23 protein-coding genes and 1 pseudogene are annotated in these 26,637 nt (G+C 65.8%); 9 read left to right on the forward strand and 15 right to left on the reverse strand.

All coding sequences use genetic code 11. The features are described from left to right. Window position 1: 1 nt before the first annotated feature. Both P6U27_RS14945 and P6U27_RS14950 read right to left on the reverse strand, forming a co-directional pair. Window positions 2-664 carry a response regulator transcription factor gene (locus tag P6U27_RS14945; RefSeq protein ID WP_122402771.1) on the reverse strand — a complete coding sequence of 221 codons (663 nt, stop codon included), beginning with the start codon at window positions 662-664 and terminating at the stop codon, window positions 2-4. Beyond that, entirely contained in the window at window positions 661-2,043 is a 1,383-nt protein-coding gene (locus P6U27_RS14950; RefSeq protein WP_407194265.1) for a histidine kinase, read from the reverse strand. Before P6U27_RS14950 ends, P6U27_RS14945 begins: the two co-directional genes overlap by 4 nt. A gap of 194 nt (window positions 2,044-2,237) precedes the next feature. Here P6U27_RS14950 and P6U27_RS14955 point away from each other — a divergent pair, with 194 nt between their 5' ends. Beyond that, window positions 2,238-3,098, forward strand: coding sequence for a DUF3280 domain-containing protein (locus P6U27_RS14955; RefSeq protein ID WP_122402773.1), 861 nt, complete (start codon window positions 2,238-2,240; stop codon window positions 3,096-3,098). Between the two features lie 66 nt (window positions 3,099-3,164). Here P6U27_RS14955 and P6U27_RS14960 read toward each other — a convergent pair whose 3' ends face one another. From P6U27_RS14960 to P6U27_RS14970, 3 genes are read right to left on the reverse strand one after another with little or no spacing between them, the layout of a single operon-like run. Then, window positions 3,165-4,196, reverse strand: coding sequence for an L-idonate 5-dehydrogenase (locus P6U27_RS14960; RefSeq protein ID WP_122406613.1), 1,032 nt, complete (start codon window positions 4,194-4,196; stop codon window positions 3,165-3,167). A 20-nt stretch (window positions 4,197-4,216) separates the two neighbouring features. Next, window positions 4,217-4,984 carry a glucose 1-dehydrogenase gene (locus P6U27_RS14965; RefSeq protein ID WP_122402774.1) on the reverse strand — a complete coding sequence of 256 codons (768 nt, stop codon included), beginning with the start codon at window positions 4,982-4,984 and terminating at the stop codon, window positions 4,217-4,219. A 12-nt stretch (window positions 4,985-4,996) separates the two neighbouring features. Continuing rightward, the gene (locus P6U27_RS14970) at window positions 4,997-6,196 is read right to left on the reverse strand and encodes a mandelate racemase/muconate lactonizing enzyme family protein (protein WP_122402775.1); all 1,200 of its coding nucleotides are present in this window, start codon (window positions 6,194-6,196) and stop codon (window positions 4,997-4,999) included. A 190-nt stretch (window positions 6,197-6,386) separates the two neighbouring features. Between P6U27_RS14970 and P6U27_RS14975 the strand changes: the two genes are divergently transcribed. Together P6U27_RS14975 and P6U27_RS14980 are read left to right on the forward strand one after the other, a co-directional pair. Next, on the forward strand, window positions 6,387-7,154 hold the full coding sequence (locus tag P6U27_RS14975; RefSeq protein ID WP_122402776.1) for a GntR family transcriptional regulator: 768 nt from the start codon (window positions 6,387-6,389) through the stop codon (window positions 7,152-7,154). A 24-nt stretch (window positions 7,155-7,178) separates the two neighbouring features. Next, a complete protein-coding gene (locus tag P6U27_RS14980; RefSeq protein ID WP_122402777.1) occupies window positions 7,179-8,543 on the forward strand; it encodes an MFS transporter in 1,365 nt (454 codons plus the stop codon). Window positions 8,544-8,552: 9 nt separating this feature from the next. Here P6U27_RS14980 and P6U27_RS14985 read toward each other — a convergent pair whose 3' ends face one another. From P6U27_RS14985 to P6U27_RS15020, 8 genes are all read right to left on the reverse strand, one after another. Next, window positions 8,553-9,803, reverse strand: a complete 1,251-nt coding sequence (locus P6U27_RS14985) for an arsenic transporter (RefSeq protein WP_122402778.1) — start codon at window positions 9,801-9,803, stop codon at window positions 8,553-8,555. Window positions 9,804-9,805: 2 nt separating this feature from the next. Next, window positions 9,806-11,098, reverse strand: coding sequence for an MFS transporter (locus P6U27_RS14990; protein WP_122402779.1), 1,293 nt, complete (start codon window positions 11,096-11,098; stop codon window positions 9,806-9,808). Between the two features lie 52 nt (window positions 11,099-11,150). Further along, the gene (locus P6U27_RS14995) at window positions 11,151-11,762 is read right to left on the reverse strand and encodes a hypothetical protein (RefSeq protein WP_122402780.1); all 612 of its coding nucleotides are present in this window, start codon (window positions 11,760-11,762) and stop codon (window positions 11,151-11,153) included. A 35-nt stretch (window positions 11,763-11,797) separates the two neighbouring features. Next, complete coding sequence (locus P6U27_RS15000; RefSeq protein WP_244607973.1) at window positions 11,798-12,523, reverse strand: hypothetical protein; 726 nt, start codon at window positions 12,521-12,523, stop codon at window positions 11,798-11,800. Window positions 12,524-12,633: 110 nt separating this feature from the next. Beyond that, window positions 12,634-13,998, reverse strand: coding sequence for a sigma-54 dependent transcriptional regulator (locus P6U27_RS15005; RefSeq protein ID WP_122402781.1), 1,365 nt, complete (start codon window positions 13,996-13,998; stop codon window positions 12,634-12,636). Further along, entirely contained in the window at window positions 13,983-15,437 is a 1,455-nt protein-coding gene (locus P6U27_RS15010) for a PAS domain-containing sensor histidine kinase (protein ID WP_122402782.1), read from the reverse strand. The genes P6U27_RS15005 and P6U27_RS15010 overlap by 16 nt, the downstream gene beginning before the upstream one ends. Window positions 15,438-15,473: 36 nt before the next feature. Then, window positions 15,474-15,914, reverse strand: coding sequence for an EamA family transporter (locus P6U27_RS15015; protein WP_122406615.1), 441 nt, complete (start codon window positions 15,912-15,914; stop codon window positions 15,474-15,476). Between the two features lie 151 nt (window positions 15,915-16,065). Further along, window positions 16,066-18,543, reverse strand: coding sequence for a PAS domain S-box protein (locus P6U27_RS15020; RefSeq protein ID WP_407194266.1), 2,478 nt, complete (start codon window positions 18,541-18,543; stop codon window positions 16,066-16,068). A 208-nt stretch (window positions 18,544-18,751) separates the two neighbouring features. Here P6U27_RS15020 and P6U27_RS15025 point away from each other — a divergent pair, with 208 nt between their 5' ends. From P6U27_RS15025 to P6U27_RS15040, 4 genes are all read left to right on the forward strand, one after another. Next, window positions 18,752-19,843, forward strand: coding sequence for a putative zinc-binding metallopeptidase (locus P6U27_RS15025; RefSeq protein WP_407194267.1), 1,092 nt, complete (start codon window positions 18,752-18,754; stop codon window positions 19,841-19,843). A gap of 163 nt (window positions 19,844-20,006) precedes the next feature. Continuing rightward, a complete protein-coding gene (locus tag P6U27_RS15030) occupies window positions 20,007-22,022 on the forward strand; it encodes an acetyl/propionyl/methylcrotonyl-CoA carboxylase subunit alpha (RefSeq protein WP_122402785.1) in 2,016 nt (671 codons plus the stop codon). Window positions 22,023-22,168: 146 nt separating this feature from the next. Continuing rightward, window positions 22,169-23,047, forward strand: coding sequence for an oxaloacetate decarboxylase (locus P6U27_RS15035; protein ID WP_122402786.1), 879 nt, complete (start codon window positions 22,169-22,171; stop codon window positions 23,045-23,047). Then, window positions 23,044-23,343, forward strand: coding sequence for an acylphosphatase (locus tag P6U27_RS15040; protein ID WP_122402787.1), 300 nt, complete (start codon window positions 23,044-23,046; stop codon window positions 23,341-23,343). Before P6U27_RS15035 ends, P6U27_RS15040 begins: the two co-directional genes overlap by 4 nt. 57 nt (window positions 23,344-23,400) lie before the next feature. Here the strand turns inward: P6U27_RS15040 and P6U27_RS15045 are convergent, their stop codons facing one another. Next, window positions 23,401-24,918: a PAS domain-containing sensor histidine kinase gene (locus tag P6U27_RS15045; RefSeq protein ID WP_122402788.1), complete on the reverse strand. Its 1,518-nt coding sequence runs from the start codon at window positions 24,916-24,918 to the stop codon at window positions 23,401-23,403. 105 nt (window positions 24,919-25,023) lie between these two features. On the opposite strand from P6U27_RS15045, the pseudogene P6U27_RS15050 reads away from it, so the two are divergent. Next, window positions 25,024-25,308: pseudogene (locus P6U27_RS15050) on the forward strand (DUF1731 domain-containing protein); the annotation flags it as partial. Here P6U27_RS15050 and P6U27_RS15055 read toward each other — a convergent pair. After that, the gene (locus P6U27_RS15055) at window positions 25,241-26,092 is read right to left on the reverse strand and encodes a LysR substrate-binding domain-containing protein (protein WP_122402789.1); all 852 of its coding nucleotides are present in this window, start codon (window positions 26,090-26,092) and stop codon (window positions 25,241-25,243) included. The pseudogene P6U27_RS15050 and the gene P6U27_RS15055 overlap by 68 nt on opposite strands. 111 nt (window positions 26,093-26,203) lie before the next feature. Here P6U27_RS15055 and P6U27_RS15060 point away from each other — a divergent pair, with 111 nt between their 5' ends. After that, window positions 26,204-26,626, forward strand: a complete 423-nt coding sequence (locus tag P6U27_RS15060) for a 4-oxalocrotonate tautomerase family protein (RefSeq protein ID WP_122402790.1) — start codon at window positions 26,204-26,206, stop codon at window positions 26,624-26,626. The last annotated feature ends 11 nt before the right edge of the window (window positions 26,627-26,637 follow it).

Consider the following 26,637-nt stretch of genomic DNA (forward strand, 5'->3'; position numbering starts at 1 on the left):
CTCAGGCCTCGCCGAGATCGACCTGCGTCAGCAATCCCTGGCGCAGCGCGAGCCGGACCAGCTCGATGTCGGAGCCGACGCCGAGCTTGTCCTTGATCAGGGAATGCAGGTTCGCCACCGTCTTCGGGCTGACATGCAGCGTCTCGGCGATCTCCTCCGTCGTGTTCTCGGCGAGCAGCAGCCGCAGCACTTCGAATTCGCGCGGCGTCAGCACGTCGGCGGCCGAGCTCTCGCCGCTGATGCGGCTGAGCGCGAGCTCGTGGTCGATGTCGGGACTGATGGCGATCTTGCCGGCGAGCACGTCCTTCACCGCGCGCACGAGCGTCTCGGGCGGACTGGTCTTGGTGACGTAGCCCCTTGCACCGGCGCGGATCGCCTGCACGGCAAAGCCGGCATTCTCATGCATGGTGAAGATGAGGATGCGCGCCGCCTTGTCCCACTGCCTGATCCGCCTGACGGCCTCGATGCCGCCGATGCCGGGCATGCTGAGGTCCATGATGACGAGGTCGGGCGCCTCGGATTTGTACAGACGATAGGCCTCCGCACCGTCGGCCGCCTCGGCGACGACGCGCAATCCCGGCTGCTTCTGCAGCACGGAGCGATAGCCCTCGCGGACGACGGAATGGTCGTCGACCAGCAGGATGGTCGCTTCAGTCGCGCTCATGCCGCGTGCTCCAGCGCCTGCCGATCGGCGGCCGCGAGCGGAATGAACACGCGCAGCGCCGAGCCGTCAGGGCCGGTCTCGAAGCTCAGCCGGCCGCAAAGCGCGGCGACGCGCTCGCGCATGCCGAGCAGGCCCATGCCGGATTTGACGGCAGCCTCGTTCGGCCGGCCGTCGTCCTCGACCGCGAGCGCGATCTGGCTTTCGGACATCGTCAGATGCAGACTGACCTTCGTGGCACCGGCGTGCTTGGCCGCATTGGTGAGCGCCTCCTGCACGATGCGATAGAGATTGGCGCTGACGGAGGCGGGCACGTTCTCGAAGGCGCCGTCGAACCGGATATCGAAGCGGGTCTGGCCGCGGCTGCGGCCGTTCCACCCCGACACAAGGCCTTCGAGGCTGGCAACGAGCCCGAGCTCGTCGACATCGGGGGGCCTCAATCGGAATAGTGCGCCGCGCAGCGTCTCCATCATGCCGGTCGCGGTGCGGGCAATGCTGTCGCATTCGCCCAGCAGGCCGGGACAGTCCTGTGCCGCAGTCTGGCGGGCGGACGCGGCCAGCGCCCGGATCGCAGCGAGCGATTGCCCGAACTCGTCGTGCAGCTCACGCGCGAGATGGCGGCGCTCCTCGTCCTGGAGCGCGATCAATTTACGCGTCAACTCGTTGCGTTCTGCAAGCGCGGTGTCGAGGCTTTCTGCGAGGTGGTTGAAGACGTCGCGGATGGCGGAGAGCTCGGCGAGATCGAAGGGCGGCAGCCGCGTCGTGAGGTCACCGGCGGCGATCCGCTCGAGGCCGTTGCCGATCATGCGGGTGGGGCGGAGGGCGCGGGCCAGTGCGGCATAGATCAGCCCGCAGAGCAGCGGCAGTGCGATCGCAAGCGCGATCATCAGACGGCCGGCCTCGTGCCAGGCCTCGGCCGTCTGCACGGCCGGATCGACCGAGACCACGGTCTCGCCGAGCTTGGTGCCGCGCACGATCACCGGCCGCGCCGCCTCGCGGCCGGGGTCGAACAGGCTGCGATAGAAGGCGGCGAAGGCGTGCGGCGGCGGGCTCGCCGGGGCAGGCGCGCCACTGCAGAAGCGCTGCAGCATGTCGCCGCTCGGGCTACGGAAGCCAAGACACAGGCCCGGCGTCATCACATGGGCCGAAACCGGGTCGAGGTTCGGAAAGTCCGAGCGGGGGCTCGCCACCCACTGGATCTTGCCCTGTTGCAGCTCGAGTGTCTTCGCCACGATGGCGGCGATCCCGTCGATGCGCGCATGCGCAGCGCTATCGGCTGAAACAAGGAAATAGGCGGAGATCGCGGCGAAGCAGGCGGCCGATATCGCGGCCACGCGCAGCGTCAGACGGACCTTGAGATCGAACCTCGGGCGATTCCACATCGGCTTGCACCTTGGTGCGAACGGGTTTGTCGCGCCCTCATTAAACGGCAGAACGCCAGCGGCGGGAAGCGTTCCAGCCTTACCGCGGTGCAATGTCGTGAAATTTTCCCGGCCTTCGTCGGGACGGTCACGGCTGCACGGTGTCGGGCGACCCGTCCAGATTTGCGGGGTGCTCCATCCCATGAGGTCCGTCCATGCACCGCTTCCGGCCGATCCTCTCCGCCTTTCTGCTGCTCGTCCTCTCTTATGCGCGGGCCGATGCCGAGGGCGCCATTGGCGTAGCCGTGGACGATTTCAGCTATACCGATACGTCGGCCGAGCCGACCAACCAGACTGCCGCCCACGAGCGGCGGCTAGTGGCGTTCATGGCCGCGCTCAGACGAGATATCAGCGAGGGTGGGCGTTATCGGCTGGTGCCGTCCGCCCAGAACGGAGCGGCGTTCAAGGTGATCGGCGGTATCCAGAAGACGAGCACGCTGGTGCAGTGGGCGAAGGTCGCCGTGATCGACGTTGGCGCCAAGAAGCTCGTGATGGACAAGCTCTACAGCTTCCGCGGCGACAATGATGAATCATGGAGGCGCGCCGAGGTCTTCGTGTCCCGCGAGGTCATCGCGGCGCTGGGCATGCCTGCGCCGGCCGCGCTTGCAGTGTTCGATTTCGAGCTCGAGGACATGACCGCCGCCTCAGCGGGCGCGTCAGCCGGTTCAGACGCCTCGCACCTGGCCGAGGTCACCGGCGGTGTGCGCGAGGCGCTCGGCCAATCCGGCCGCTACCGGATCGTCGATATCGGCGGAGAGGCGGGGAAGGCGGGCGCTTTGCGCGATTGCGGCGGGTGCGAGGCCTCCATTGCGCAGAAGCTCGGTGCGGATCAGTCACTGATCGGCGTGGTGCGCCGCGTCAGCCGCACCGAATACACGCTCGGCTTCCAGCTTCGCGATGCCAGGACCGGCGCGGTGCTGGCGCGCGGCGACAGCGGCCTGCGCATGGGCGCGGACTATTCCTGGAAGCGCGGGGCGGTGCGGCTGGTGAGCGAACGGCTGATCGATAGCCAGTAGCGCCTATCGTGTGCGGTGCTTGCATTACCTCTCCCTACGGGAGAGGTAAACCGCCGTCGTCGCACTTCAGAACGTCAGCTGCACCTTCATCGATTGCGAGCGGTCGCTGGCGAGCTCGAACGCGGCGACCGCGTTCTCGAACGGCATGGTCGCCGTGATCAGCGGCTTGACGTCGATCAGCCCTTCGCCCATCAGGCGCACCGCCAGCTCGAACTCGGGATCGAAACGGAAGGTGCCGCGGAGCTGCAGTTCCTTGGCGACGATGGAGTTGATCGGCAGCGTCATCTCGCCGCCGAGACCGAGCTGCACCAGCGTCGATCCGGGCCTGAGCACGTCGAGCGCGGTGCGGAGCGCTGCCTGGTTGCCGGAGGCCTCGAACAGCGTGTCGAACACGCCCTTGCCGGCGCGCCAGGGATCGAGTGCGGCGGCGTTGGTCGCGACGTTGATGGCGTGGGTCGCACCGAGTCTTCTCGCGACGGCAAGCGGCGCGTCGGCGACGTCAGTCACCACGATCTCGGATGCGCCGCCGAAACGCGATACCAAAATCATCAGCGCGCCGATCGGACCGCAGCCAGTGATCAGCACGCGCCTGCCCAGCAGGGGACCGGCCTGCCTGCCGGCGTGCAGGCACACCGCAAGCGGTTCGGCGACCGCGGCTTCCGCCAGCGAGAGCTTGTCCGCGATCGGCACGGCCTGCGCCGCATCGACCGTGATGAATTCGCGAAAGCCGCCCTGCACATGGGGAAAGCGCATCGCGCTGCCGAGGAAGCGCATGTCGAGGCACTGGTTGCGCATGCCTTCCTGGCAATGCAGGCACGCCCCGCAAGGCCTGCTCGGATTGACCGCGACGCGGGTGCCAGCCTTCACAGCGCTGACGCCGTCACCAACCGCGGCGACAACGCCCGCGATCTCATGCCCCAGCGCCATCGGCTCTCGGATGCGCACGACGCCGAAACCGCCATGATGGTAGTAGTGCAGGTCAGAGCCGCAGATGCCGCCATTGGCGATCTTGACGCGGACCTCGCCGGGGCCGGGCGTCGGATCGGGGTAGTTGTCGATCCGCAGGTCCTTCGGGGCATGGATGACGACGGCGCGCATGGCTTGCTCCTTGTTCGCGGTCACATCGCGGCGATCATGCCGCCATCGACATAAATGATCTGGCCGTTGACGTAGGTGGAAGCGTCGGACGCCAGGAAGATCGCGGCGCCCACCAGTTCGTCCGGCTTGCCCCAGCGCTTGGAGGGAATGCGGCCCATCAGCCAATTGTTGAAATCGGTATTGTTGACCAGCGCCTCGTTCATGTCGGTCAGCATGTAGCCGGGGCCGATCGCATTGGCCTGGATGCCGTGCTGGGCCCATTCCACCGCCATCGAGCGGGTCAGGTTCTTGATGCCGCCCTTGGCCGCGGTGTAGGGCGCGATGGTGGGGCGCGCGAGCTCGCTGCCGAGCGAGCCGATATTGATGATCTTGCCGCGCTTGCGCGGGATCATGCGCTTGGCCGCCTCGCGGCCGATCACGAAGGCGCTGGTGAGATTGGTCTCGATCACCTTGCGCCATTCGTCGGTGCTGAACTCGACGAGCGGCTTGCGGTGCTGGATGCCGGCATTGTTGACGACGATGTCGACCATGATGCCCTTCTTGTCGAAGTCGTTGAAGGCCGCGACGATCGCCGGCTCGTCGGTGACGTTGAAGGCGGCGCCCTCGGCCTGATGTCCGGCGGCACGGAACTCGGCGACGGCCTGCTCGACACGCTTGGCATCGACGCCGTTGACGATGATCCTGGCGCCGGCCCTGGCCATGCCCTCGGCAATGGCACGGCCGAGGCCGCGGGAGGAGCCGGTCACGAGCGCGGTGCGGCCGGAAAGGTCGAAGAGGGAAGTGCTCATCTCGAGGAATCCTTAGACGTTGGAGCGGCGCACGATGAGATCGGAGCGCTCGAATACGGCGGGCAGGAGGTCGGCGCCGAGACCCGGTCCTTCCATCGGATAGACGTAACCGTCCTTGATCACAGGCATCGTGGTGACGAGCTCATTGTACCAGCCCTTGTAGAAGGCGCGCACCGATTCCTGGATCAAGGTGTTGGGCTGGCTGAAAGACATGTGGATGGCGGCGATGAAGCCGATCGGGCCAATACAGTCATGAGGAGCAAAAGGCCGGTGATAGGTCTCGGCCATCGCCGCGATCTTGCGGCCCTCGGTGAGGCCGCCGGTCCAGCACAGATCAGCCATCACCACATGCATGGCGTCGCGGTCGAGCATGTCCTTGTAGGGGAAGCGCGAGCCCAGCGTCTCGCTGGCGCAGACCCAGACGTCGGTCGAGCGGGCATATTCGGCCAGCGCCTGCGGCGAGTTCATCCGGATCGGGTCTTCGTACCAGGTCGGCTTGTACGGCTCGAGCGCGCGCGCGATCTGCTTGGCGGTCGGCAGATTCCACAGCGAGTGGAGCTCGACCATGATCTCCATCTTGTCGCCGACCGCTTTGCGGATCTTCTCGAACGGCTCGATCGCCTGCTTCATCTGCGCTGCGGTGATGTAGAGGCCCTTGTTTTCCTGTGCCGCCGGATCGAACGGCCAGATCTTCATCGCGGAGATGCCGCTTTCCAGGAGGCTTTCGGCCAGCGCATCGGCACGATTCATGAAGCCGTCGAGATCCTCATAAGGTCCCTTGGAAGCACCGAGATTCCAGTTCGCAACCGGGCTGATATTGGTGGAGCGGACATATTGCGTGCCGGCGCAGGTGTTGTAGATGCGCTGCTTGTCGCGGCAGAGGCCGCCGAGCATCTGGTGAACCGGCTGATTGCAGACCTTGCCGAACAAATCCCACAGCGCGATGTCGATGGCGGAGGCCGCGCGATACTCGACGCCGGTGGAGGACTGCGCCATCGGCAGGTTCAGCATGTCGCGATGGATCGCTTCGATGTGCAGCGGATTGCGGCCGAGCAGGCGGCCGGCAAAGGTGTCGTGGATCTGCGCCTCGACCGCGCCGGCGCCGTAGAATGTTTCGCCGAGCCCGATCACACCCGTGTCGGTGTGGATGCGGACCCAGATGACGTTGGAGAATTCCTCGGTGCGCAGGGTCTCGATCGACGTGATCTTCACGGCAACAGTCCTCCCGTCGGGGGCATAGCCCGCCCGTTTATTGTCATTTCCGCGCGGCCAATCGCGGCGCGCCCGGCCGCAGTCTTTACGCCCGCTTGTAATATATCACAACATGTTTTAGGACGTCACCAACAAGGCGCCACCTGCCAAGGCGCACCTGCACGAGAACGCGGGTTTACGGGAGGACGACATGGCACGGCGCAAGCGCGCGCTCGAGGTGGTGAGAAACGAGGATGACGGCGGAGGCAGGCCCTCCCGGAGCAACCGTCTCAACTTTTTCGAGTTGGCCTATCAGAGGATCGAAGAGCTCCTGGTGCATTGCGAGCTCAAGCCCGGCCAGTTCCTGACGATGCTGGAATTGCAGCAGATCACGGGCTTCGGCCGCACGCCGGTGCATCACGCCGTCAATCGTCTCTCGGCCGACACTCTCATCATCATCCGGCCTCGTCATGGCCTGCACATCGCCCCGATCGACCTGGCGCGCGAGCGCATGCTGCTGGCGTTACGCCGCGACATGGAGCGCTTCGTGATCCGCCTTGCGGCCGATCGCGCCAGCCTGTCGCATCGCAATCAGGCGCTGCACATCGAGCGCCTGTTGCGCGAGCGCCGCGCCAGCCTGACCCTCGACGAATTCAACAGCCTCGACCGTCGGATCGATGCGTTGGTGCTGGAGGCCGCGGGCGAGCCGTTCCTGGTGCATACGCTGCGGCCGCTGCACACGCTGTATCGCCGCATCGGCTACATCCACCATCGCTTCATGCCGGGGCAGGCCGATCTATCGGGCACGATCGATCATCATCTCGCCATTCTCGCAGCCGTCGCCAACCGCCGCGTCGAGGACGCGGTGAAGGCGAGCGATGCCCTGATCGACTACATGGGCGAGATGTTCACGGGCATGGAAGCGGGGATCGATCCGCGCCTGCTCGATTGCAGCATCGAGCCGCTGCTCGGCGCGTAGAGAGTTCTGAAGAAAGGAAGAAGAATGGCAACGATGGCGATGGCAAAACCGACCGCGAGCGAAGCCGCGGTCCGCTACCTCATCACGAACTACAGTCCCAAGGGCAACAAGGTCGGCTGGCTGATGATGGCCTCGATCCTGGTCGAGGCCTGGGACCTCTATTCGATCGCCTTCGTGCTGATCTTCATCAAGGAGCAGTACAATCCCGATCCGCTGATGCTCGGCCTTGCCGCGGCCGGCACGCAAGGCGGCGCCCTGATCGGTGCGCTGCTCGGCGGTTGGCTGTCCGACAAGATCGGCCGCCGCGTGATGTTCCTGGTGACGATGGTGATGTTCATCGTGCTGGCGCTGGCGCAGGCCTTCGTGCCGAACGTTGCTTGGCTGGTGGTCATCCGCTTCCTGCTCGGCATTCCCTTGGGCTCGGACATCTCGACCGGATACACCTACATCATGGAATCCATGGCCAAGGGCGAGCGCGAGGTCATGGGCAACCGCTGGCAGTTCATGTTTGCGGTCGGCGAGGTCCTGACCATCGGCGTCATCGTGATCTTCCTCCTGGTCGACATGAACCACGAGATGCTGTGGCGCGTCACGCTCGGCCTCGGCGCGGTGCCGGCGCTGATCATCCTCATCATGCGCCATGACGTGCCGGAGACGGCGGTCTGGCTGGTGCAGAAGGGCCGCTATCGCGAGGCCAAGCAGGTCGCGCGCGAGATGTTCAACGACAATCTCGACATGCTGCCGGACCAAGATGTTGTGGTGCCGAAGGTCTCGACTGGCGCCTTCCTCGCCGACCTCAAGAAGGATCCGATCCGCTGGCGCGCGACGGTCTACGGCTGGATCGCCTGCTTCATGCAAGCAAGCGAGTTTTCGACCTTCGCGTTCTACCTGCCGGTGCTGTTCGCGATGGTCGGCGTTTCGTCAATTCTCGGCAACAATCTGGTGACGATGGCGCTATTTGCCTTCGCGGCGCTGTCGGGCTGGGTCGGACCCTTGCTGACGCCGAAGATCGGCCATCGCGGCATCTCGATCGCCGGTTTCTCGATCGTGCTGGTATCGCTGCTCGTCGCGGCCTTCGCGCTCTACACCGACAACAAGATGCTGCTGCCGTTCGCGGCCGCCGCGATGCTGTGGGGCCATTACTGGGACGCCTCGAACTGCATGACGATCCCGACCATGGTCGCCAAGCCGAAATATCGCGGCACCGCCAGCGGCTTCGCCTACATGTTCGTGAAGCTGCCGTCATTCCTGGCGATCTTCCTGTTCCCGTCGCTGTTCGCGGCGATCGGGCAGGCCAACGCCACGCTGTTCGTCGCAGTCTTCCCGCTGATCGGATTGCTCGCCGCGATCTTCATTCTGCCGGAAGTCTACGGCTACGAGAACGACTAGGAGAGAATGCTACCCGATCGCGGCCGCCAAGGCCGCGATCAGAGCAGGCGGCGTCACCAGCAGACCGAGCTTGAGGAAAGGCCAGGCGCCGACCTCGATCTTCTCGCGCCGGAGCGCGACCAGCCAAAGGATGGTGGCGAGCGAGCCGGTCACCGACAGATTGGGGCCGAGATCGACGCCGATCAGGATGGCGCTGACGACGGATGCGGGCAGGTGATCGCTGGCGGCCACCGAGCCGGCGACGAGGCCGACCGGCAGATTGTTGGCGACGTTGTCGGCCAGCGCGGTGGCAATGCCGACGCTCCAGGCAGCCTCCGTCGCGGACTGCGCCACAGCTTGGTGCAGCAGCGCGCTCAGCTGGGCGATCACGCCGGTTTTCACCAGCGCTTCCACCATGACGAAGAGCCCGCCGACCAGCGGCAGCACGCTCCAGGAGACACCGTGCAGCAAGGGCAAAGGCGATTGCCGGCTGATCAGCAGCACGATCGCTGCCGTCGCCACGCCGCAGATGAAGGTCGGCAGCCCCAATTGCAGGTCGAGGGCCGAGGCCCAGATCAGCACGATACCGATGGCGCCGATGCCGTAGGCCGTCAACAGGCCGCCGCGGCTGAGTTTGGGATGAGGCACCCGCGTCTCGATGGTCTCGTCCCTCAGCTCGCGACGCAGGGCAAGGCGTAGTGCGACGTAGGTGAGAACAATCGAGGCGAGCGACGGCAGAGCGAACTGCCGCAGCCAGGTCCCCAGATGCGGCATGTTCTTGCCGAACACGACGAGGTTGGCCGGATTGGAGATCGGCAGCACGAAGCTTGCGGCATTGGCAATGAAGGCACAGACGAAGAGGTAGGGGAGTGGCTTGGCGCCGGCCGCGCGCGTCGCGGCATAGACGGCGGGCGTCAACACGATCGCGGTTGCGTCGTTCGAGAGCAGCACCGTCACGAATGTCCCGACCAGATAGATCAACAAGAACAGCCGCTGCGGCGAGCCGCGCGCATGCCCGACCGCGAACGCGGCAAGATAATCGAACAGGCCTTCGAGCCGCGCCAGCTCGGCGATCAGCATCATGCCGATCAGAAAGAGATAAACGTCGAGGCCCTTCTCGATGCCGACGAGCGCGTCATGCCAGGGCAGGAAGCCAAGCACCACCAGCACGGCGGCGCCGATGACGGCCCAGATCGCCTCGGGCATGCGAAACGGGCGGATGATGACGCCTGCGGTCGCGGCTACGATGATGCTCCAGGCCCAGATGGCGTCAGATGGCACGTTCAGTCCTCAATGCGGAACGGGATCATTCGGCAGCGATAGCCGATGCTGGAGCCGCTGTCTTCTCCCTGCGGCCGCAAGGTGCCATGCCGCGTCTCGGGCAAGGCGAGGACACAGATGAGGGCGCCGATCGCCGAGACCGTGCCGAGCGCAATGAAGGCCGCATCGTAGCCCGCACCGACCACGACGAAGCCGGCGAGCGTTGTCGAGAGCGCAGCTCCAATGCTCTGGGCGGTGATGACCGCGCCCTGCGCCACGTTGAAGCGGCCGGTGTTGCGCATGAGGTCGGCCACGATGACGGGGAAGATCGCGCCGAAGATACCGGCGCCGATGCCGTCGAGAAGCTGCACGCCGACGAGCCAGAACGGATTGTCAGAGAGCGTGTAAAGCGCCCCCCGAACAGGCAGGATCAGCAATGCGGCGAGGAAGAAGCGCTTGTGCCCCCAATTGTCGGCCCTGGCGCCGACCAACATCGCGAACGGCACCATCACAATTTGCGCCGCGACGATGCAGGCCGACATCAGGCTGGTGCCGATGTTCTTGTCCTGAAGAGCGAGCTTTTGCCCAACCAGCGGCAACATGGCGGCGTTGGAGAGGTGAAACAGAACCACACAGATCGCGAAGACGAGAAGGGGGCGACAGGTCAGGAGCACGCCGAGACCTGATGGCTGTTCGCGCTCGCTGCCCGCAACCGCATCGTGCAGCCCGCGGGCCAGGTCGTGGTCGATGGCGCCTTCAGGGATCGCAAGGATGCTGACGAGGCTCGCGGTCGCCATGGCGCCGAGCAGGTAGAAGACGACGTTCGGGCCGAAATGGTAGGCCCCGATACCCGCGATCGCCGCCGCCACGGCATTGCCCGCATGATTGAACGTCTCGTTGCGTCCGATCCGCGCGGTGAAGGCGTGGTGGCCGACTGTACCGAGCGACACGGCGGCGAGGGCCGGCGGGAAAATCACGCTGGCCGCATGCGCTATACTTTGCGAGAGGGCGACCGGCACAAAGCATGGAAAGAGTGGCAGCATCAGTGAGGCGACCGTCACCAGAATGGATGCGACGGCCATCACCGGACGCTTGGCCTTGGTTGAATCGATCAGCGCCCCCGCCGGCGTCTGCGCGAGGATGCCGGCGAGCGCGGCGACCGACATCACCATACCGATGCGGGCCTCGTCCCACCGCTGCTCCGTGAGGAGATAGACGGCAAGATAGGGACCGAGACCATCGCGGACGTCGGCGAGGAAGAAGTTGGCCGCATCCAGCGCGCGGCTGGCGCGTCTGCGATCTGCATGTGTGGACACGACAGCCTCCAGTCAAATGCGGCACGTTTCGTCCTCGCCGCGAGCGCCCTGCTCAGACCGCACGGGCCTCGGCGTCGGGTTTGGGCTTGTCTTTGGGTTTCGGCTTCTTGACAGGCTTCAGCGCATGCAGGCCTGGTCCGATCTCCAGCACCTCGATCACCCGGCCATGTCGGGTCTCTGCTCCATCACCGCGCGCGGCGACTTTTGCACCCGGCGCGAGCAGCGGTGCGGCGCTCTCGGCTTCCTTGGGCCCGATGCGGAGAACGACGCCGTCGGAAAGCAGTGCGCCGCGAAGCTCGCCCTTCGGGCCGAACAGAGACATCCGTACGCTGCCTTCGGCGGTCATCGGCTGATGCTTGAGCTTTGGACGTTTGCGGTCGGGCTCCGGGCCCTCGTCGATGATCTGTCGTCCACCCGACGACGTGATGGCGACGGCTGCGAGCAGATCGGCCCTGCGCGGCCGCACGCCGCGAACGCGAACGGCGTCGCCGGATGAAAGATGGCGTGTCAGCTCGCTCTCCAGGTGCGGTGGCGCGTGGACCAGGATTGCGGTCCGCCCGTCCGGCTTCATGATGAAGCCATCGACCTCCCCGTGGGGATTAAGGATGAAGCGCTCGAAGATGCCCTCGACCTCGGGCAGGCAGGCGGGATCGATCCAATGCATGGTGCTTTCCTTTCTCGGTTGGTTGAATGGACACGCTAGCTGCGCGGAGGTGGAGGAGGTGGAGGACCAAAGCCGGGCGGAGGCGGTGCGCGCCGGTCGGGTCCATCCGCAGGACCGCGAGGCGGCCGGGCGCCGGCAAGCTCGCTCATCTGCTCCGGCGAGCTTCCGATCGCCCGCACGTCGACCACTCTGCCGAGTGGCGTATCGAGAATAGCGCCGCGCACCGAGACGGGCTGACCCTGCCGCAGCCAGTCCTGCAAACGCTCTGCCTCTGGCGGGGGGAGGCGCAGCACGGTGCCGTCCTCGAGCAGCGCGCCGTTGACTTCGCCGCGCTTGCCGTGCAGCGGCGCGGCGATCCTGCCACTGATCGGCTGGTCCTGACTGCGATCGCGTCGGTCAGGCGGGCCGCTGTCGACGACGCTGCGGCCGGTGGTGACATTGGTGATCGATGCGGCATCGACCAAGGCCACCGCACGAGCCCGCAAGCCGCGAATCGAGACCTGGTCGCCCGGGCGGATCGAGAACACCGTTTGTGCCGTCAGGTGCGGCGGCAGCTTCACCTCGGTGCCATCGGTCAGGATGACGCCATCGACGTCGCCGCGCGGCGTCAGCGTGTATTGCTTGACGGTGCCGCGTGACTCCGGAAGCTGCGAGGAATCCCAGACGGGGCCCGTGCTCTGCGCGTAGGCGGCCGCACTGAGGCCGATCGCCGTGCTGGCGAGCAGTGCACGGAGCCGCCATCGCATGCGTGCTGTCTTCATGGAACAACTCCTTTCGATTTCGCGACGATGTCGCTTGGCCAAGCTTTGGCAAGCGGTGTGCCAGTCGCGAGGTCGTTGATCTCAAAGGAGTTGTCGCGATGACGCCGGGATTATTCGTCGTCTTTGCTGACACGGCCCGTCAGGTTTTCTGACGCCTCGACAGCAATCCCGTAGCGCTGCATCTTGGTGTAGAGGAGCTGGCGGTTGATGCCGAGCCGCCGCGCGGCTTCCGTCCGGTTGCCGCCGCACGCATCCAGCGCGCGCAGAATCATCATCTTCTCGAGCTGCGCGACTGCGGCCGGAAGGTCCGCATCAGGAGGAGAATCTGCCGGCAGCACGCCGGCACGGCTGGTGTCGATGTCGTCGCTCCCGATCACGTCGGAGCGGGTCAGGATGTAGGCCCGCTCGATCACATTGCGAAGCTCGCGGACGTTGCCGGGCCAGCCATGCCGCTGCAACTTCGCGACCGCCGCGGCGGTGAGCTGCTTGTGCCGTCCGCTTGGGACGGCAACGCGAGCAAGGAAGTGCTCGGCCAGAGGAAGGATATCCGCAGCGCGCTCCCGCAGCGGCGGAATCGCAATCGGCACCACGTTGAGCCGGTAGTAGAGGTCCTCGCGAAACTCCTTCGCCGCGACGAGCTTGGCCAGATCGCGATGCGTCGCGGTGACGATGCGCGCGGTGGTGCGCACCGGCTTGCCGCCCACGGGAGTAACGAGTTGCTCCTGGAGGGCGCGCAGGATCTTCGCCTGCATGGCGAGCGGCATGTCGCCGATCTCATCGAGGAACAGGGTGCCGTTGGCGGCATCGCGGAACGCGCCGGTCCTGTCCGCAGTCGCGCCCGTGAAGGAGCCCTTCACATGACCGAACAGTTCGCTCTCGAGCAGGTCCTCGGGAATGGCGGCGCAATTGACCGCGATGAACGGACCATCCTTGCGTTTGCCGTAGGTATGGAGTGCGCGCGCCACCAGCTCCTTGCCGCTGCCCGTCTCGCCGTGAATCAGGACGGTCGCATCGCTGTCGGCCGCAAGCCCGATTGCTTTCTGAACCTGGCGGATCGCCTCGCTTGATCCGATCAGACCGTCACCCGCATCCGGCGCGGGCTCTACGATCGAATGCGAGCGTTTGGGGAGGCGGTTCAGCAAGTCGCTCAGATCGTCTCGTCCGATTGGCTTGCTGAGATGGTCGAAGGCGCCGAGCCTCATGGCCTCGATCGTGTTCGCGGCGCTGGCAAAGGCGGTCAACACCACGACCGGTGGCGCATTATGGGCCGACCGGATCCGGCGCAGCACCTCGATCCCGTCCATGCCGCCTGGCATGCGCAGATCGAGCAGCACGGCGTCGATATCGTCGCCGAGCGCGGCCAGGCCCTCCCGGCCGGACGCCGCCAGGCGAGCGGTATGGCCGAGATCGGTCAACGCTTCGGCCAGACCGTCGCGCAGCGCGGCATCGTCATCGACAATCAGCACGGTCGCCATGGCACCTCGATCTCGAACGTCGCGCCGCGCGGGGTCGCTACGTGCCGTGCTTCGCCGTCATGATTTCGCGCGATCTCGCGCACGATGGCGAGGCCGAGGCCGGTCCCGTCGGCGCGGCCGGTGACAAATGGCTCGAAGAGGCGTTCGCGCAGCTCGTTGGAAATGCCGGTGCCGGTGTCGGCAACCCGCAGGATCAGGCGGCCATCCCGACGACGGGCTTCGACCGCCACGGAGCCGCCGGGTGGACAATTCTGGATGGCGTTTAGAATGAGATTGTCCAACGCGCGCTGCATCTGGAAGGGGTCGAACCTCGGCAACTCCGAGCATGCGCCCTCGGTTCCCGCAGTCAGGATCAGGTCCTTGGCGGCCGCGAGCTCGCGATGGGCGTCCACGGCGTTGTCGATGAAAGATGCGAGATCCACCTCCGCAAGTTTCGGTTCGTGCGCCTGGGTCATATCCAGCAGATCCCGCAACAGGATGTCGAGCCGGTCAACCTGTTGCAGGATGGTCCCGAGAGCCGCGTTGCTGCGTGAGCCGTCGGCAACGGCGAGCGCGTTCTCCGCCTTCAGGCGCATTGCGGCGATCGGATTGCGAATCTCATGTGCAAGGCCGGCCGACAGGCGGCCGAGCGCGGCAAGCCGCTCCGCGCTTGCGGCGCGCCGGCGCTCGAGCGAGAGACGCTCACCAGTCGCGTTCAGTGCATCCACAAGCCGATCGAGCTCGGGCGTGCCTGTGCGCGCAAGCTTCGGCAGATCGACGACACCATCCCGCCGGTCGTCAAGGGCGCGCTCGATCAGCGCGATGTTGCGCGACCAAGTGTAGAGCAGCCGGGCGAGCCAGACGGCCGATCCGAAGATCGTCAGTGCCAGAACGACGAGTCCGGCCAGCAATTGATTATAAGCAGGTCCCTGGGCGGTAAAGACGCGCGTCATGGTCCAGCCGGTGACCCCTTGCAGCGGCCCGCGCAACGGGCACGCATGCACGATGAGGACCTGCGATCGGCCGGCTTGCCGGATCGATGCAGGGTGTCCGGAACGCAATGCCTCGGCGTTGACCTGACCAATGGTGTTTTGCTCGGCCGACGGCAGGTCGGTTTTCGGGCCGGTTCCCTCATAGGTCGGAAATGCATAGCCCAGCGAGCCGACGTTCGCTTGCCAGATGCCGCCTTCTATGCCGGCCGCGCCGGCGAGAGCGGTCCGGGTCACGGCGGTCAGTTCGCTCTTGAGTCGATCGTCGATCGGCCCGCCGCTCCAACCCGCGACGAAGAATTGATAGCGGTCGGCGAGATCGCGGCAGGCCCGGGCAACCAGCTCCTCGGACCGTGCGAGGCGTGCATTGGCGGTCTGCTGGAACGATTCGAACAGCAGATAGCCGGTCGCAATGCCGGAGACGACCAGCATGATCCACAGAGCCAGCAGTCGGATTCGAAGAGAGCCCATCGCTGCATCCTGGGACCTATCCGCCCGATCAGTACCTCAAAATTTGACTGCCAACAGCACCGCGCCGGCGCCGATCATGGCGATGCCGGCCCAGCCCTGCGCCGTCGGCCGCTCACCGAGAAAGGCGAAGGCGAACAGGGCGACCAGCACGACGCTGAGCTTGTCGATCGGCGCCACCAGCGTTGCAGGCCCAAGCTTGAGCGCGCGGAAGTAACACAGCCATGAGGCGCCGGTTGCCAGTCCTGACAATACCAGGAATACCCAGGTCTTCGGCGAGACTGCCGAGGGCACGACGAATTGTCCGGTGAAGAACAGCAGCACCGAGAAGGCGAGCAGCACCACGATGGTGCGGATGAAGGTGGCGAGATCCGGGTTGATGTTCTCGACGCCGACCTTGGCGAAGATCGCAGTCAGCGCCGCAAAGCAGGCGGACAGCAGCGCCCAGGTCTGCCAGGCGGAGAGGAGGGCAGGTTTCATGTTATCGATATCCATTGCTTCAGGACGGCGCGCCCGCGCCGTCATTGCGAGCGTAGCGAAGCAATCCAGGGTCTCGCCGCGGAGGCAGTCTGGATTGCTTCGCTGCGCTCGCAATGACGGAGTTTGTGGCCGGAGTCGTGCGCTATCACATTCACCGCGCCACCGACAACTTCTCCGTGATCGCCTTGCGCAGGATGCGTGATAGCGATTCCACGGAATACGGCTTCTGGATCAGCTCGAAGCCGCGATGGGCGCTTTCGGCGAGCACGTTGCTGTAGCCGCTGGTGAGCACCACGGGCAGGCCCGGATAGCGCTCGCGGATGATTGCGGCGAGCTCGACGCCGTTCATGCCGGGCATGATGACGTCGGAGAACACGAGGTCGACGGCGAATTCGTCCTCATTGAGGATCGCGAGCGCCGCATTGGCGTTGGCGACGCGGCGGACGACATAGCCGAGATCTTCCAGAAGCTCTGTCGAGAACTGGCCGACATCGTCATTGTCCTCGACCACGAGCACGCGGTAGCCGCGCCCGGTGGTCGCAGCCTCGCTGGTCAGTGCCGCCGCTTCCTTGTCGGTGGCGGGGCTTTGTGCCTGCGGCAGATAGATGGTGAAGGTCGCGCCTCGACCTGGCATGCTCGTCACCGCGATGTCGCCTTCGGACTGCTTTGCGAAGCCGAAGGCCTGGCTGAGACCGAGGCCGGTGCCCTTGCCGACCTCCTTGGTGGTGAAGAACGGTTCGAAGATCAGGTCGAGATGTTCCGGCGCGATGCCGCTGCCGGTGTCGGTGACCGAAATGGCGACGTAGTCGCCGCCGCGCGCCGCTTGTGCACGCAGGCTCGGAATCCCCCGGACCTTGCGCACGGCGATGCTGAGGCGGCCTTCGCCATTCATGGCGTCGCGGGCGTTAATGGCGAGATTGATCAGCGCGGCCTCGAACTGGGCGATGTCGGCGACCGTGAAACAGTCGGCATCCTGAAACTCCACCGCAATCTCGATGCTTCCGCCGACCAGCGGCCGGACCAGCTGCGCCACACCCTCGACCTGGCTGCCGACGTTGAAGATCTGCGGCTTCAGCGGCTGCCGCCGCGCGAAGGCCAGGAGCTGCGCGGTCAGCTTGGAGGCGCGCTCGACCGTCTCGGAGATGGCATCGACATAGCGGCGGCGGCGCTCTTCCGGCAGCTCGCGGCGGCGCAGGAAATCCGTCGCCGAGCGGATGATGGTGAGCAGGTTGTTGAAGTCGTGCGCGACGCCGCCGGTGAGCTGGCCGATCGCCTCCATCTTCTGCGACTGACGCAACGCTTCCTCGCCGAGGCGACGCTCGGTGATGTCGACGGCCTCCGGCACCGCACCGGTGATGTTGCCGTGGCGGTCGAGCACGGGGCGCATGCCGAAATCGAAATCGCGCTCGCCGATCGGCAGCCGCAGGCGCATCTCCAGGCGGACCGCTTCGCCCTTGAGTACGGTGTGGAAAGCCTCGCGCACCAGCGTGCTCATGCCCTTCGTCGCGCTGAACCAGGGCGTATCCCAAAATGGTTTTCCAATCACGTCCGCGGAATTCGCCTTGATGCCGTCGAGTGCCGTCTTGTTGGCGTAAAGCAGTTCGCCCCTGAGATTGACCAGGCCCTGATACTGATTGCTGGTCTCCAGGATCGCGCGCAGCCGCGCCTGGTTGGCTTCGAGCTCGGCGGTGCGCTGGGCGATGCGCTGTTCCAGCGTCTCGTTGAGCTGCCTGAGCTCGATCTCGGCCTGCTTGGCGACGGTGATGTCGTGAGCGACGCCAATGAAGCCGATATGCTTGCCGGTGGGGTCCCAGCGCGGCTGCGATTCCGATCGAAGCCAGCGCCATTCGCCGCTGGCGTTCTTGTAGCGCGCTTCCAGCACGAACGGCTTCAGCGAGGCCTCACCCTGGACGGATTGCTGCAGCACGTGCGGCAGGTCGTCGGGATGCAGCACCTTGCGCCAGTCGAAATCGATGGCTTGATCGTAGGGCAGGCCGAGGAAATCGACATAGGCCTGGTTGGCGAAGGACCGCTTGCGGTCGAGCTTGGTCACCCAGATCGGCACCGGCGCGCTGTCGGCGATCAGCCGGAATCGCTCCTCGCTTTCGCGCAGCGTCTCGCGCGCCAGCGCTTGGTCGGTGATGTCGATGTGGGCGCCGACGAGGCGGATGGCGCGGCCGTCCTTGTCGCGCTCGATCTTGGCGACGACGCGGATCCAGCGGGTCTCGCCGTCGCTGGGGCGGATGATGCGGTATTCGGCGGTGTAATCCTCGCTGGTCCCGGAAAGCGCCTCGAAGAAGTGCTTCACCGCCGCGTCGCGGTCATCAGGATGGATGCGGTTGACCCAGTCCTCGTGCGTCTCGTCCGCGGCCTCTGGGGGCAGGCCATGGATCATCAGATATTCGGGCGAACGGCGGTTCTTGAATCCTTCGCGGAAGTCGACCTCGACGCCGCCCACCTTGCCGATGCGCTGGATGAGCGCGAGCTCGGCCTCGCGCTCCTGCAGCGCGCGATAGGCGTTGTCGCGCTCGCGCGCGACGTCTTCGAGGTGCTGGCGCAGCCTTTCGGCAGCAATGGTTTCGGGCAAGGGATCGTTCAAGGCGTCGGCCGTTGTCATGCGGGTGCGCACGTGCCGGACCGATATTCACACAGACGGAGCGTGATGGCCATCGCTCAGACGGAAATATGCAGGGACGGGCGCGGGTTACGACGGGTATGAACGAACGCCTCCGCCGGCTATTTTGTTCCTGAGATTGGAACGGCGCGCCCCCTGCGCGCGTATCTGCGAGGCGCGCCAACTCTCGTCCACGAGGCTCCCTTTCCGAAAGGCCAAAATCTTGAAGCTCTTTGTCTGCCAGGCTTGCGGCAATGTCCTCTATTTCGAGAACCGCGCTTGCGAACGCTGTGGCCATCGGGTCGCCTTCCTGCCGGAGAAGGAGACGATGTCGGCGATCGAACTCGACGGAGACGCCTGGAGGACACTGGCCGACAAAGGCGAAGGCCGGATGCTGTGCCGGAATGCCGAGTACGACGCCTGCAACTGGCTGACAGACCCAGGCGATACCATCGGCTATTGCCGCGCCTGCCGCCACAATGGGACCGTGCCGAACCTCTCGGATCCGGCGCAACTCGCCGGATGGCGCGAGCTGGAGGTGGCCAAGCACCGTCTATTCTATTCCCTGATCCGCTGGAAGCTGCCGCTCCAGACCCGGCAGGACAATCCCGAGCATGCGCTGATCTTCAACTTCCTCGCCGACGATCCACACAGCGGCGAAAAGGTCATGACCGGCCATGACAACGGCCTGATCACGATCGCGCTGACCGAGGCTGACGACATCGAGCGCGAGCGACGCCGGCTCGAGATGGGCGAGCCCTACCGGACACTGCTCGGGCATTTCCGCCACGAGGTCGGCCACTATTTCTGGGACGTGCTGGTGCGCGATGGCGGCAAGCTCGACCAGTGCCGCGCCGTGTTCGGCGACGATGCGGCCGATTACGGCCAGGCCCTGCAGCGTCACTATGCCGAAGGCCCGCCCCCGGACTGGCAGCAGAGCTACGTCTCGGCCTACGCCACGACGCATCCCTGGGAGGATTTCGCCGAGACCTGGGCGCACTACCTCCACATCGTCGACACCCTGGAAATGGCCGCCGAGTTCGGCATGGAGGTGCGCCCCAAGGTCGACCGCGACGGGGAGTTGACGGCGCGCATCCGCTTCAACCCTTACGAGGCGAGGGACGTCGAGGCGCTGGTCGGCGCATGGCTGCCCTTCACCTTCGCCATGAACAGCGTCAACCGCGCCATGGGCCTGCGCGACCTCTATCCCTTCATCCTGTCGCCCGCGGTGGTCGCCAAGCTCGGCTTCGTTCATGGCCTGGTCCGGGATGCGGCCAAGGCGGGCAAGCCTCGGGAAGCTGCACGGCGTCCCTAGGGCTCGCCGCGCCCATTTCGGTCTTGCGCTGGCACGCCAGAAGCCCCGGATTTAGACCGTTGCCTCCGGCCGATTTTGATGTACCACGGGAGCCACACGGCCCGTCCCATAGGTCCCAACGGCCAGGGAAGGGTCCCGCCCAAGGTCGAGACTCAAGGAAAGCATGTTCAAGCGCATTCTGATCGCCAATCGCGGCGAAATCGCCTGCCGGGTCATCAAGACTGCCCGCAAGATGGGAATTCAGACGGTTGCGGTCTATTCCGAGGCCGACCGCGATGCCCTCCATGTCGAGATGGCCGACGAGGCCGTGCTGATCGGCCCTGCCGCCGCCGCCGAGAGCTATCTGGTGATCGAGAAGATCGTGGACGCCTGCCGCAAGACGGGGGCCGAGGCCGTGCATCCCGGCTACGGTTTCCTGTCCGAGCGCGAGGCGTTTCCGCGCGCGCTGGAAGCGGCCGGCGTCGTCTTCATCGGCCCGAACCCGGGCGCCATCGCCGCGATGGGCGACAAGATCGAATCCAAGAAGGCCGCCGCCAAGGCCAAGGTCTCGACCGTGCCCGGCTATCTCGGCGTCATCGAGGATGACAAGCACGCGGTTCGCATCGCCGACGAGATCGGCTATCCCGTGATGATCAAGGCGTCCGCCGGCGGCGGCGGCAAGGGCATGCGCATTGCGCATTCGAAGGCGGAGGTCGCCGAGGGTTTCAACCTCGCCAAGGCCGAGGCCAAGGCGTCGTTCGGCGACGACCGCGTCTTCGTCGAAAAATTCATCGTCGATCCCCGCCACATCGAGATCCAGGTGCTGGGCGACAAGCACGGCAACGTGATCCATCTCGGCGAGCGCGAATGCTCGATCCAGCGCCGCAACCAGAAGGTCATCGAGGAGGCGCCATCGCCGCTGCTCGACGAGGAGACCCGCCGCAAGATGGGTGAGCAAGCGGTCGCACTGGCGAAGGCCGTGAACTACGACTCCGCCGGCACCGTCGAGTTCGTCGCCGGGCAAGACAAGAGCTTCTATTTCCTGGAGATGAACACGCGACTCCAGGTCGAGCATCCCGTCACCGAGCTCGTCACCGGCATCGATCTCGTCGAGCAGATGATCCGCGTCGCCGCCGGCGAGAAGCTCGCCATCGCGCAGAAGGACGTCACGCTCACCGGCTGGGCGGTGGAATCGCGCCTCTATGCCGAGGATCCGTTCCGCAGCTTCCTGCCTTCGATCGGGCGGCTCGTGAAATATCGCCCGCCGGCGGAAGCCAGCAAGGACGGCATCACCATCCGCAACGATACCGGCGTGCAGGAGGGCGGCGAGATCTCGATCCATTACGATCCGATGATCGCAAAGCTCGTCACGCATGCGCCGTCGCGCGCGGCCGCGATCGAGGCGCAGTCGACCGCTCTGGATTCGTTCTATGTCGACGGCATCAGGCACAACATCCCGTTCCTGTCGGCGCTGATGCATCATCCGCGCTGGCGCGAGGGACGGCTCTCGACCGGCTTCATCGCCGAGGAGTTCCCCAAGGGGTTTGCGGTGCGCGTGCCCGAAGGCGAGGTCGCGCGGCGGATCGCCGCGGTCGGCGCCGCCATCGATCACGTGCTGGGGGAGCGCAAGCGGCAGATCTCGGGCCAAATGGGTGGGCGCGTCGTGCAGCGCGAGCGGCGTCGCGCGGTCTGGCTCGATCGCCAGGAGATCCTGCTCGAGGTGGCGCGCGAGGGCGAGGCGATCGCGATCCGCTTCATCGATCCCGACGGCAAGGCCGGCAACGCGCATCTGTTGCACTCGCCATGGAAGCCGGGCGATCCGGTCTGGCAGGGCACCATCGACGGTCAGTTCGTCGCCGTGCAGGCGCGGCCGATCGCCAACGGCATCCGCCTCGCACATCAGGGTGTCGAGGTGCCGGTCTATGTCTGGACCGAGGCTGAGGCGGCCTCCGCGCGGCTGATGCCGGTGACGACGGCCTCCGACACCGGCAAGAAGCTGCTCTGCCCGATGCCCGGCCTCGTGGTCTCGATCGCGGTCAGCGAAGGGCAGGAGGTCAAGGCCGGCGAGACGCTGGCGGTGGTCGAGGCCATGAAGATGCAGAACGTGCTGCGCGCCGAGCAGGACGGCACCGTGAAGAAGATCCACGCCGGCGCCGGCGCGACGCTCGCGGTGGACGCGCTGATCTTGGAGTTTGCGTAATCGCTTCAGGCACAACAGGAGACCCTCACCCTGAGGAGCCGCGCCTGCGCGGCGTCTCGAGGGCGAGGCCAACAGCCGGGCCTTCATCCTTCGAGACGCGCGCAAGAGCGCGCTCCTCAGGATGAGGAATTGAAAGCGAGGCAACCATGGCCTTTCGTTCCCGCCGCGAGAAACTGCGATCGATCCTGTCGGGCGGGACGTGCGTCCATCCCGGCTCCGTCTACGACGCCATCTCGATCCGTATCGCGGAGGATCTCGGCTTTCCGCTCGGCATGTTCGGGGGATCGGTGGCCTCGCTCGCCGTGCTCGGCGACCCCGATGTCACGCTGATCACGCTCACCGAGCTTGCCGAGCAGATGCGGCGGATGTCGCGCGCCTCGGCGCTCCCCGTTCTGGTCGATGCCGATCACGGCTACGGCAATGCGCTCAACGTGCGCCGCACGGTGCAGGAGCTGGAGACGGCCGGTGCCGCCGGCCTCACCATCGAGGACACGCTGCTCCCGGCTGCGTTCGGGGAGACGAAGACGCAGCTGATCCCGCTCGAGGAAGGCGTCGGCAAGATGAAGGCGGCGCTCGACGGCCGCAGCGATCCCACGCTCGTCATCATGGGCCGCACGGGCGCTGCCGCGATCACCTCGATCGAGGACGCGGTTCGCCGCGCCGAGGCCTATGAGGCCACCGGTGTCGATGCGCTGTTCTTCACCGGCATCAAATCGCGTACCGAGCTCGAGACCATCGCATCCGCCACGCGCCTGCCGATCGTGCTCGGCGGCGCGCCGGAGGAACTGAACGGGCTCGATTACCTTGCGAGCCAGCGCGTGCGCATCGCGCTCCAGGGCCATGCGCCGATCGCCGCCGCGACGCAGGCGGTCTACGAGACGCAGAAGGCGTTGCGCGAGGGCATGGCGCCGAAAAGCCTCAAGGGCCTGGCATCGTCGGAGCTGATGGCCCGCGTCATGCGCGAGAGCGCCGTCAAGGCGCGCAGCGCCGATGTCCTGGAACAGAACTTGGGACCGAACAAGTGAGCCGCGCTATCCTCCAGGTCGTGATCCGCGGGCGCGTGCAGGGCGTCGGCTACCGGGCTTGGGTCGAGTATCAGGCGACAACGAGCGGCCTCGAAGGCTGGGTGCGTAACCGCCGCGACGGCAGCGTGGAAGCGCTGTTCGCCGGCGCGCCGAAGCACGTTGCCGATATGGTCGCGCTGTGCCGCCACGGCCCGCCGTCCTCGCGCGTCGACAGCGTCACCAGCGAAACGGCAGGCGCGGATGAGCTGAATTTGCGCCGGGCAGGGGAAGCATTCTCGGTGCTGCCGACGGTGTGAGAGCTCACAAGAGATCGTCCTGCCCGGGCTTGTCCCTCGAGCTCTCGAGGTGAACGTTCACCTTGGCAGCTTGGCGATTGCCTCGCTCAGCTCGTGGATCTCGTAGGGCTTGCGCAGGATCGGGAAATCGCCGCGGACGCCGGCGGCGACGTCGCTGTAACCGGTGGCAAGCAGGATCGGCAGGCCGGGGCGGATCTGGCGGAGGCGACGGGCGAGGCTGAGCCCATCCATCTTGCCGGGCATGACGATGTCCGAGAACACGAAGTCGACGCCGTTGTTCTCGATCTCGAGCAGCGCCGCTTCGGCATCGGCGACCCGGCGCACGTGGTAGCCGAGCTGCTCCAGAAGGCCGGTGCTGACGGATGCGACGTCGGGATTGTCCTCGACCAGCAGCACCGTGCCGCTGCCGCGGAATGTCGTTGCCGATGTCTTGCGCGACGGCGCATCCGTGCCGCGCGGCAGCACGATGGTGAATGTGGTGCCCTTGCCGAGCTCGCTTGCGACCTTCACCGTGCCGCCGGCCTGGTGGGCGAAGCCGTGCACCTGCGAAAGGCCGAGGCCGGTGCCTTTTCCGATCGGCTTGGTCGTGAAGAACGGCTCGAAGATCTTGCCGAGAACGTCGGAAGGAATTCCAATGCCGGTATCGGTGACGTCGATAGCGACGAAGTCGCCGGCGAGGTGCGGCTCGTTCAGCACGACATTGCGCGCCCCGATCGTCACCGTGCCACCGTCCGGCATCGCGTCGCGGGCGTTGATGACAAGGTTGAGCAGCGCGGTCTCGAGCTCGGAGACGTCGGCCTTGATCGGCCACGTGTCGGAGTGAATGTCGAAGGCGAGACGCACGGAACTGCCCACGCCGGCGTCGAGCACCTCGCGGATGGCCGCGACGCGTTCGGCAAAATCGATCGCCTGCGGGTTGACGCTCTGCCGCCGCGCGAAGGTGAGGAGCTGGTTCGTCAGCGCGGCGCCGCGTCTGGTCGCGGTCTCGATTGCGGAGACGGCGCGCTTGAGCTTGGCGTCGTCGCCGGCGCTCTTCTTCAGGATGTGAAGGCTGCCGCTGATGATCATCAGAAGATTGTTGAAGTCGTGGGCAACCCCGCCGGTGAGTTGTCCGAGCGCATCGAATTTCTGCGACTCGGCCAGCTGCTTGTGCATCGCTTCGAGCTTGAGTTCGGAATTGCGACGCTCAGTGATGTCGCGCGTGATCTTGGCGAAGCCGATCAGCGCGCCGTCCTCGTAGATCGGGTCGATCACCACACTGGCCCAGAAGAACGTGCCGTCCTTTCGGACGCGCCAGCCTTCCTCCTCGTATCGGCCCTTTTCCCGCGCGATACGGAGCGCCCGCGCCGGCTTGCCATTGACACGGTCGGCCTCGGTGTAGAAGCGCGAGAAATGCTGGCCGAGGATCTCCTCGGGCGAGTAGCCCTTGATGCGTTCGCCGCCGATGTTCCAGCTGGTGATGATCCCCTTGGGGTCGAGCATGTAGAGGGCGTAGTCGGCAACCCCCTCAACCAACAGCCGGAAACTGCGCTCGCTCTCGAACAAGTCTCTCTGTTGACTGAACTTTTCGGTCATCCCGGACCCCGCCTCGACAGGGACAAACGCCGCAGCCGGAGGGTTTGTTCCAGTTCTATGGGACATTTTTAGGCAAGTGTCAGGATGGGTATGCAGGGGCGCACCGTCAACGCCACGGCGCCGATCCCCAGTTATTAATGCAAGAATTGACCGAAGAGCCCGCCCGCCGCCTGCACCGGCTGGGCCGTGGCGGCTTTGCCGATGAGCTGCTGCTGGGCGGCCAGCGCGTGCCGCCCAACAAGGCGCTCTGAGCCGCGGCTTCGTGTTTCGTCACGAGACGACGGGAGCGCGTTCGAGGCGATCTTGTGGGGGTTAGGCGGACTCAAGCGCCGGCGCTTCGGAACGTTGCCGCCACCGCGCGTAGCGCCGCCAGCTTGGCGGGATCGCTGATCTTCGAATGCAGCATTACCTTCGAGCTGCCGAGTTTCGGCAGCTTGTGCGCGGGCCCGATGTCGATCAGGCCGGGGGGCGCAATGCGCCGCGCCAGCGGTGCGATCGCAAGACCGGCAAGGGCTGCCGCGACCACCGCAGTGACGCCGCCACCGACGAAGCGCTCGCGCCAGGCGATACCGGCCTTGTCGAGCGCGCGCACGGCGATGGCGCGAACGCCGCAGGGGGGAGCGAGGGTCGCGAGCGGCAGGGGCTCGCCTTTCGGCAGAGTGAAGCGTCGTGAGGCAAACCAGCAAAACTCGTCCTCAGCCAGCTTCTCGCCGCCGCGGCGGCTGCCTTCCTGACGCACGATCACCGCATCCAGCTCGCCGGCGTCGTAGGCATCCTGCATCTCGCGCGAGAAGCCGATGGTGACGGCGAGAGTGAGATTGGGCGACATCGCGTGCAGCCGTTCGAGTAGCGGTACCAGTTCGGCTCCCGCCGCGTGATCGGAGATGCCGAGCGAGAGCGATCGCGGGGGCGGCGCTTCGCCCGAGAGCGCGCGGTCATGCGCCGTCATCAGCGCGCGGGCGCGATCGAGGAAGGCCGCGCCCTCGGCGGTGAGCCTGACCGCGCGCGGAGAACGTTCGACGAGGCGTTTGCCCAGCAACGTCTCCAGCCGCTGCAGCTTGAGGCTGACAGCCGCCTGCGTCGTGCCGAGCACTTCGGCGGCACGGGTAAAGCTCTGGAGATCGGCGACCAGCAGGAACGCCTGGACGGTGGCGATATCGAGCATGGCATTCATTATAGATAGTTATCACTGATATCAGAATAGATAAGATACCAAAATGATGAGCCCGGGTCTAGCTTCTCACCAACGCCGCGCAATTGGTGCGGCATCTCGAGGAGAACCACCATGCCGCTGATCACCGTCTCCTACACTTCGTCTCGTCAGTCGCCCTCCCTGAAGGCCGACATCGCGAATGCTGTGTCCGAGCTCACCGCAAAGATCCTGCACAAGGATCCCAAGGTCACCGCCATCATCGTGAAGTCCGTGGATGCGGGCGACTGGTTCGCCGGCGGCCAGTCGCTCGCCGAGCAGAAGCTTGCGAGCTACTGGATCGACATCCACGTCACCGAAGGCACCAACACCAAGGACGAGAAGGCGGCCTATCTCGCCGCCATGTTCGAGCGCATGGCCGAGATTCTGGGACCGCTGCATCCCGAGACTTACCTGCATGTCGACGAGGTCAAGGGCGACGCCTACGGTTTCGGCGGCCTCACCCAGGAGCGGCGCTACATCGCCGGCAAGCTCGAGGTTGCGCTGCAGGCGGCGTGATCCGAAAGCCG

The organism is Bradyrhizobium sp. STM 3566, assembly GCF_045571445.1.
GTDB lineage: Bacteria > Pseudomonadota > Alphaproteobacteria > Rhizobiales > Xanthobacteraceae > Bradyrhizobium > Bradyrhizobium vignae.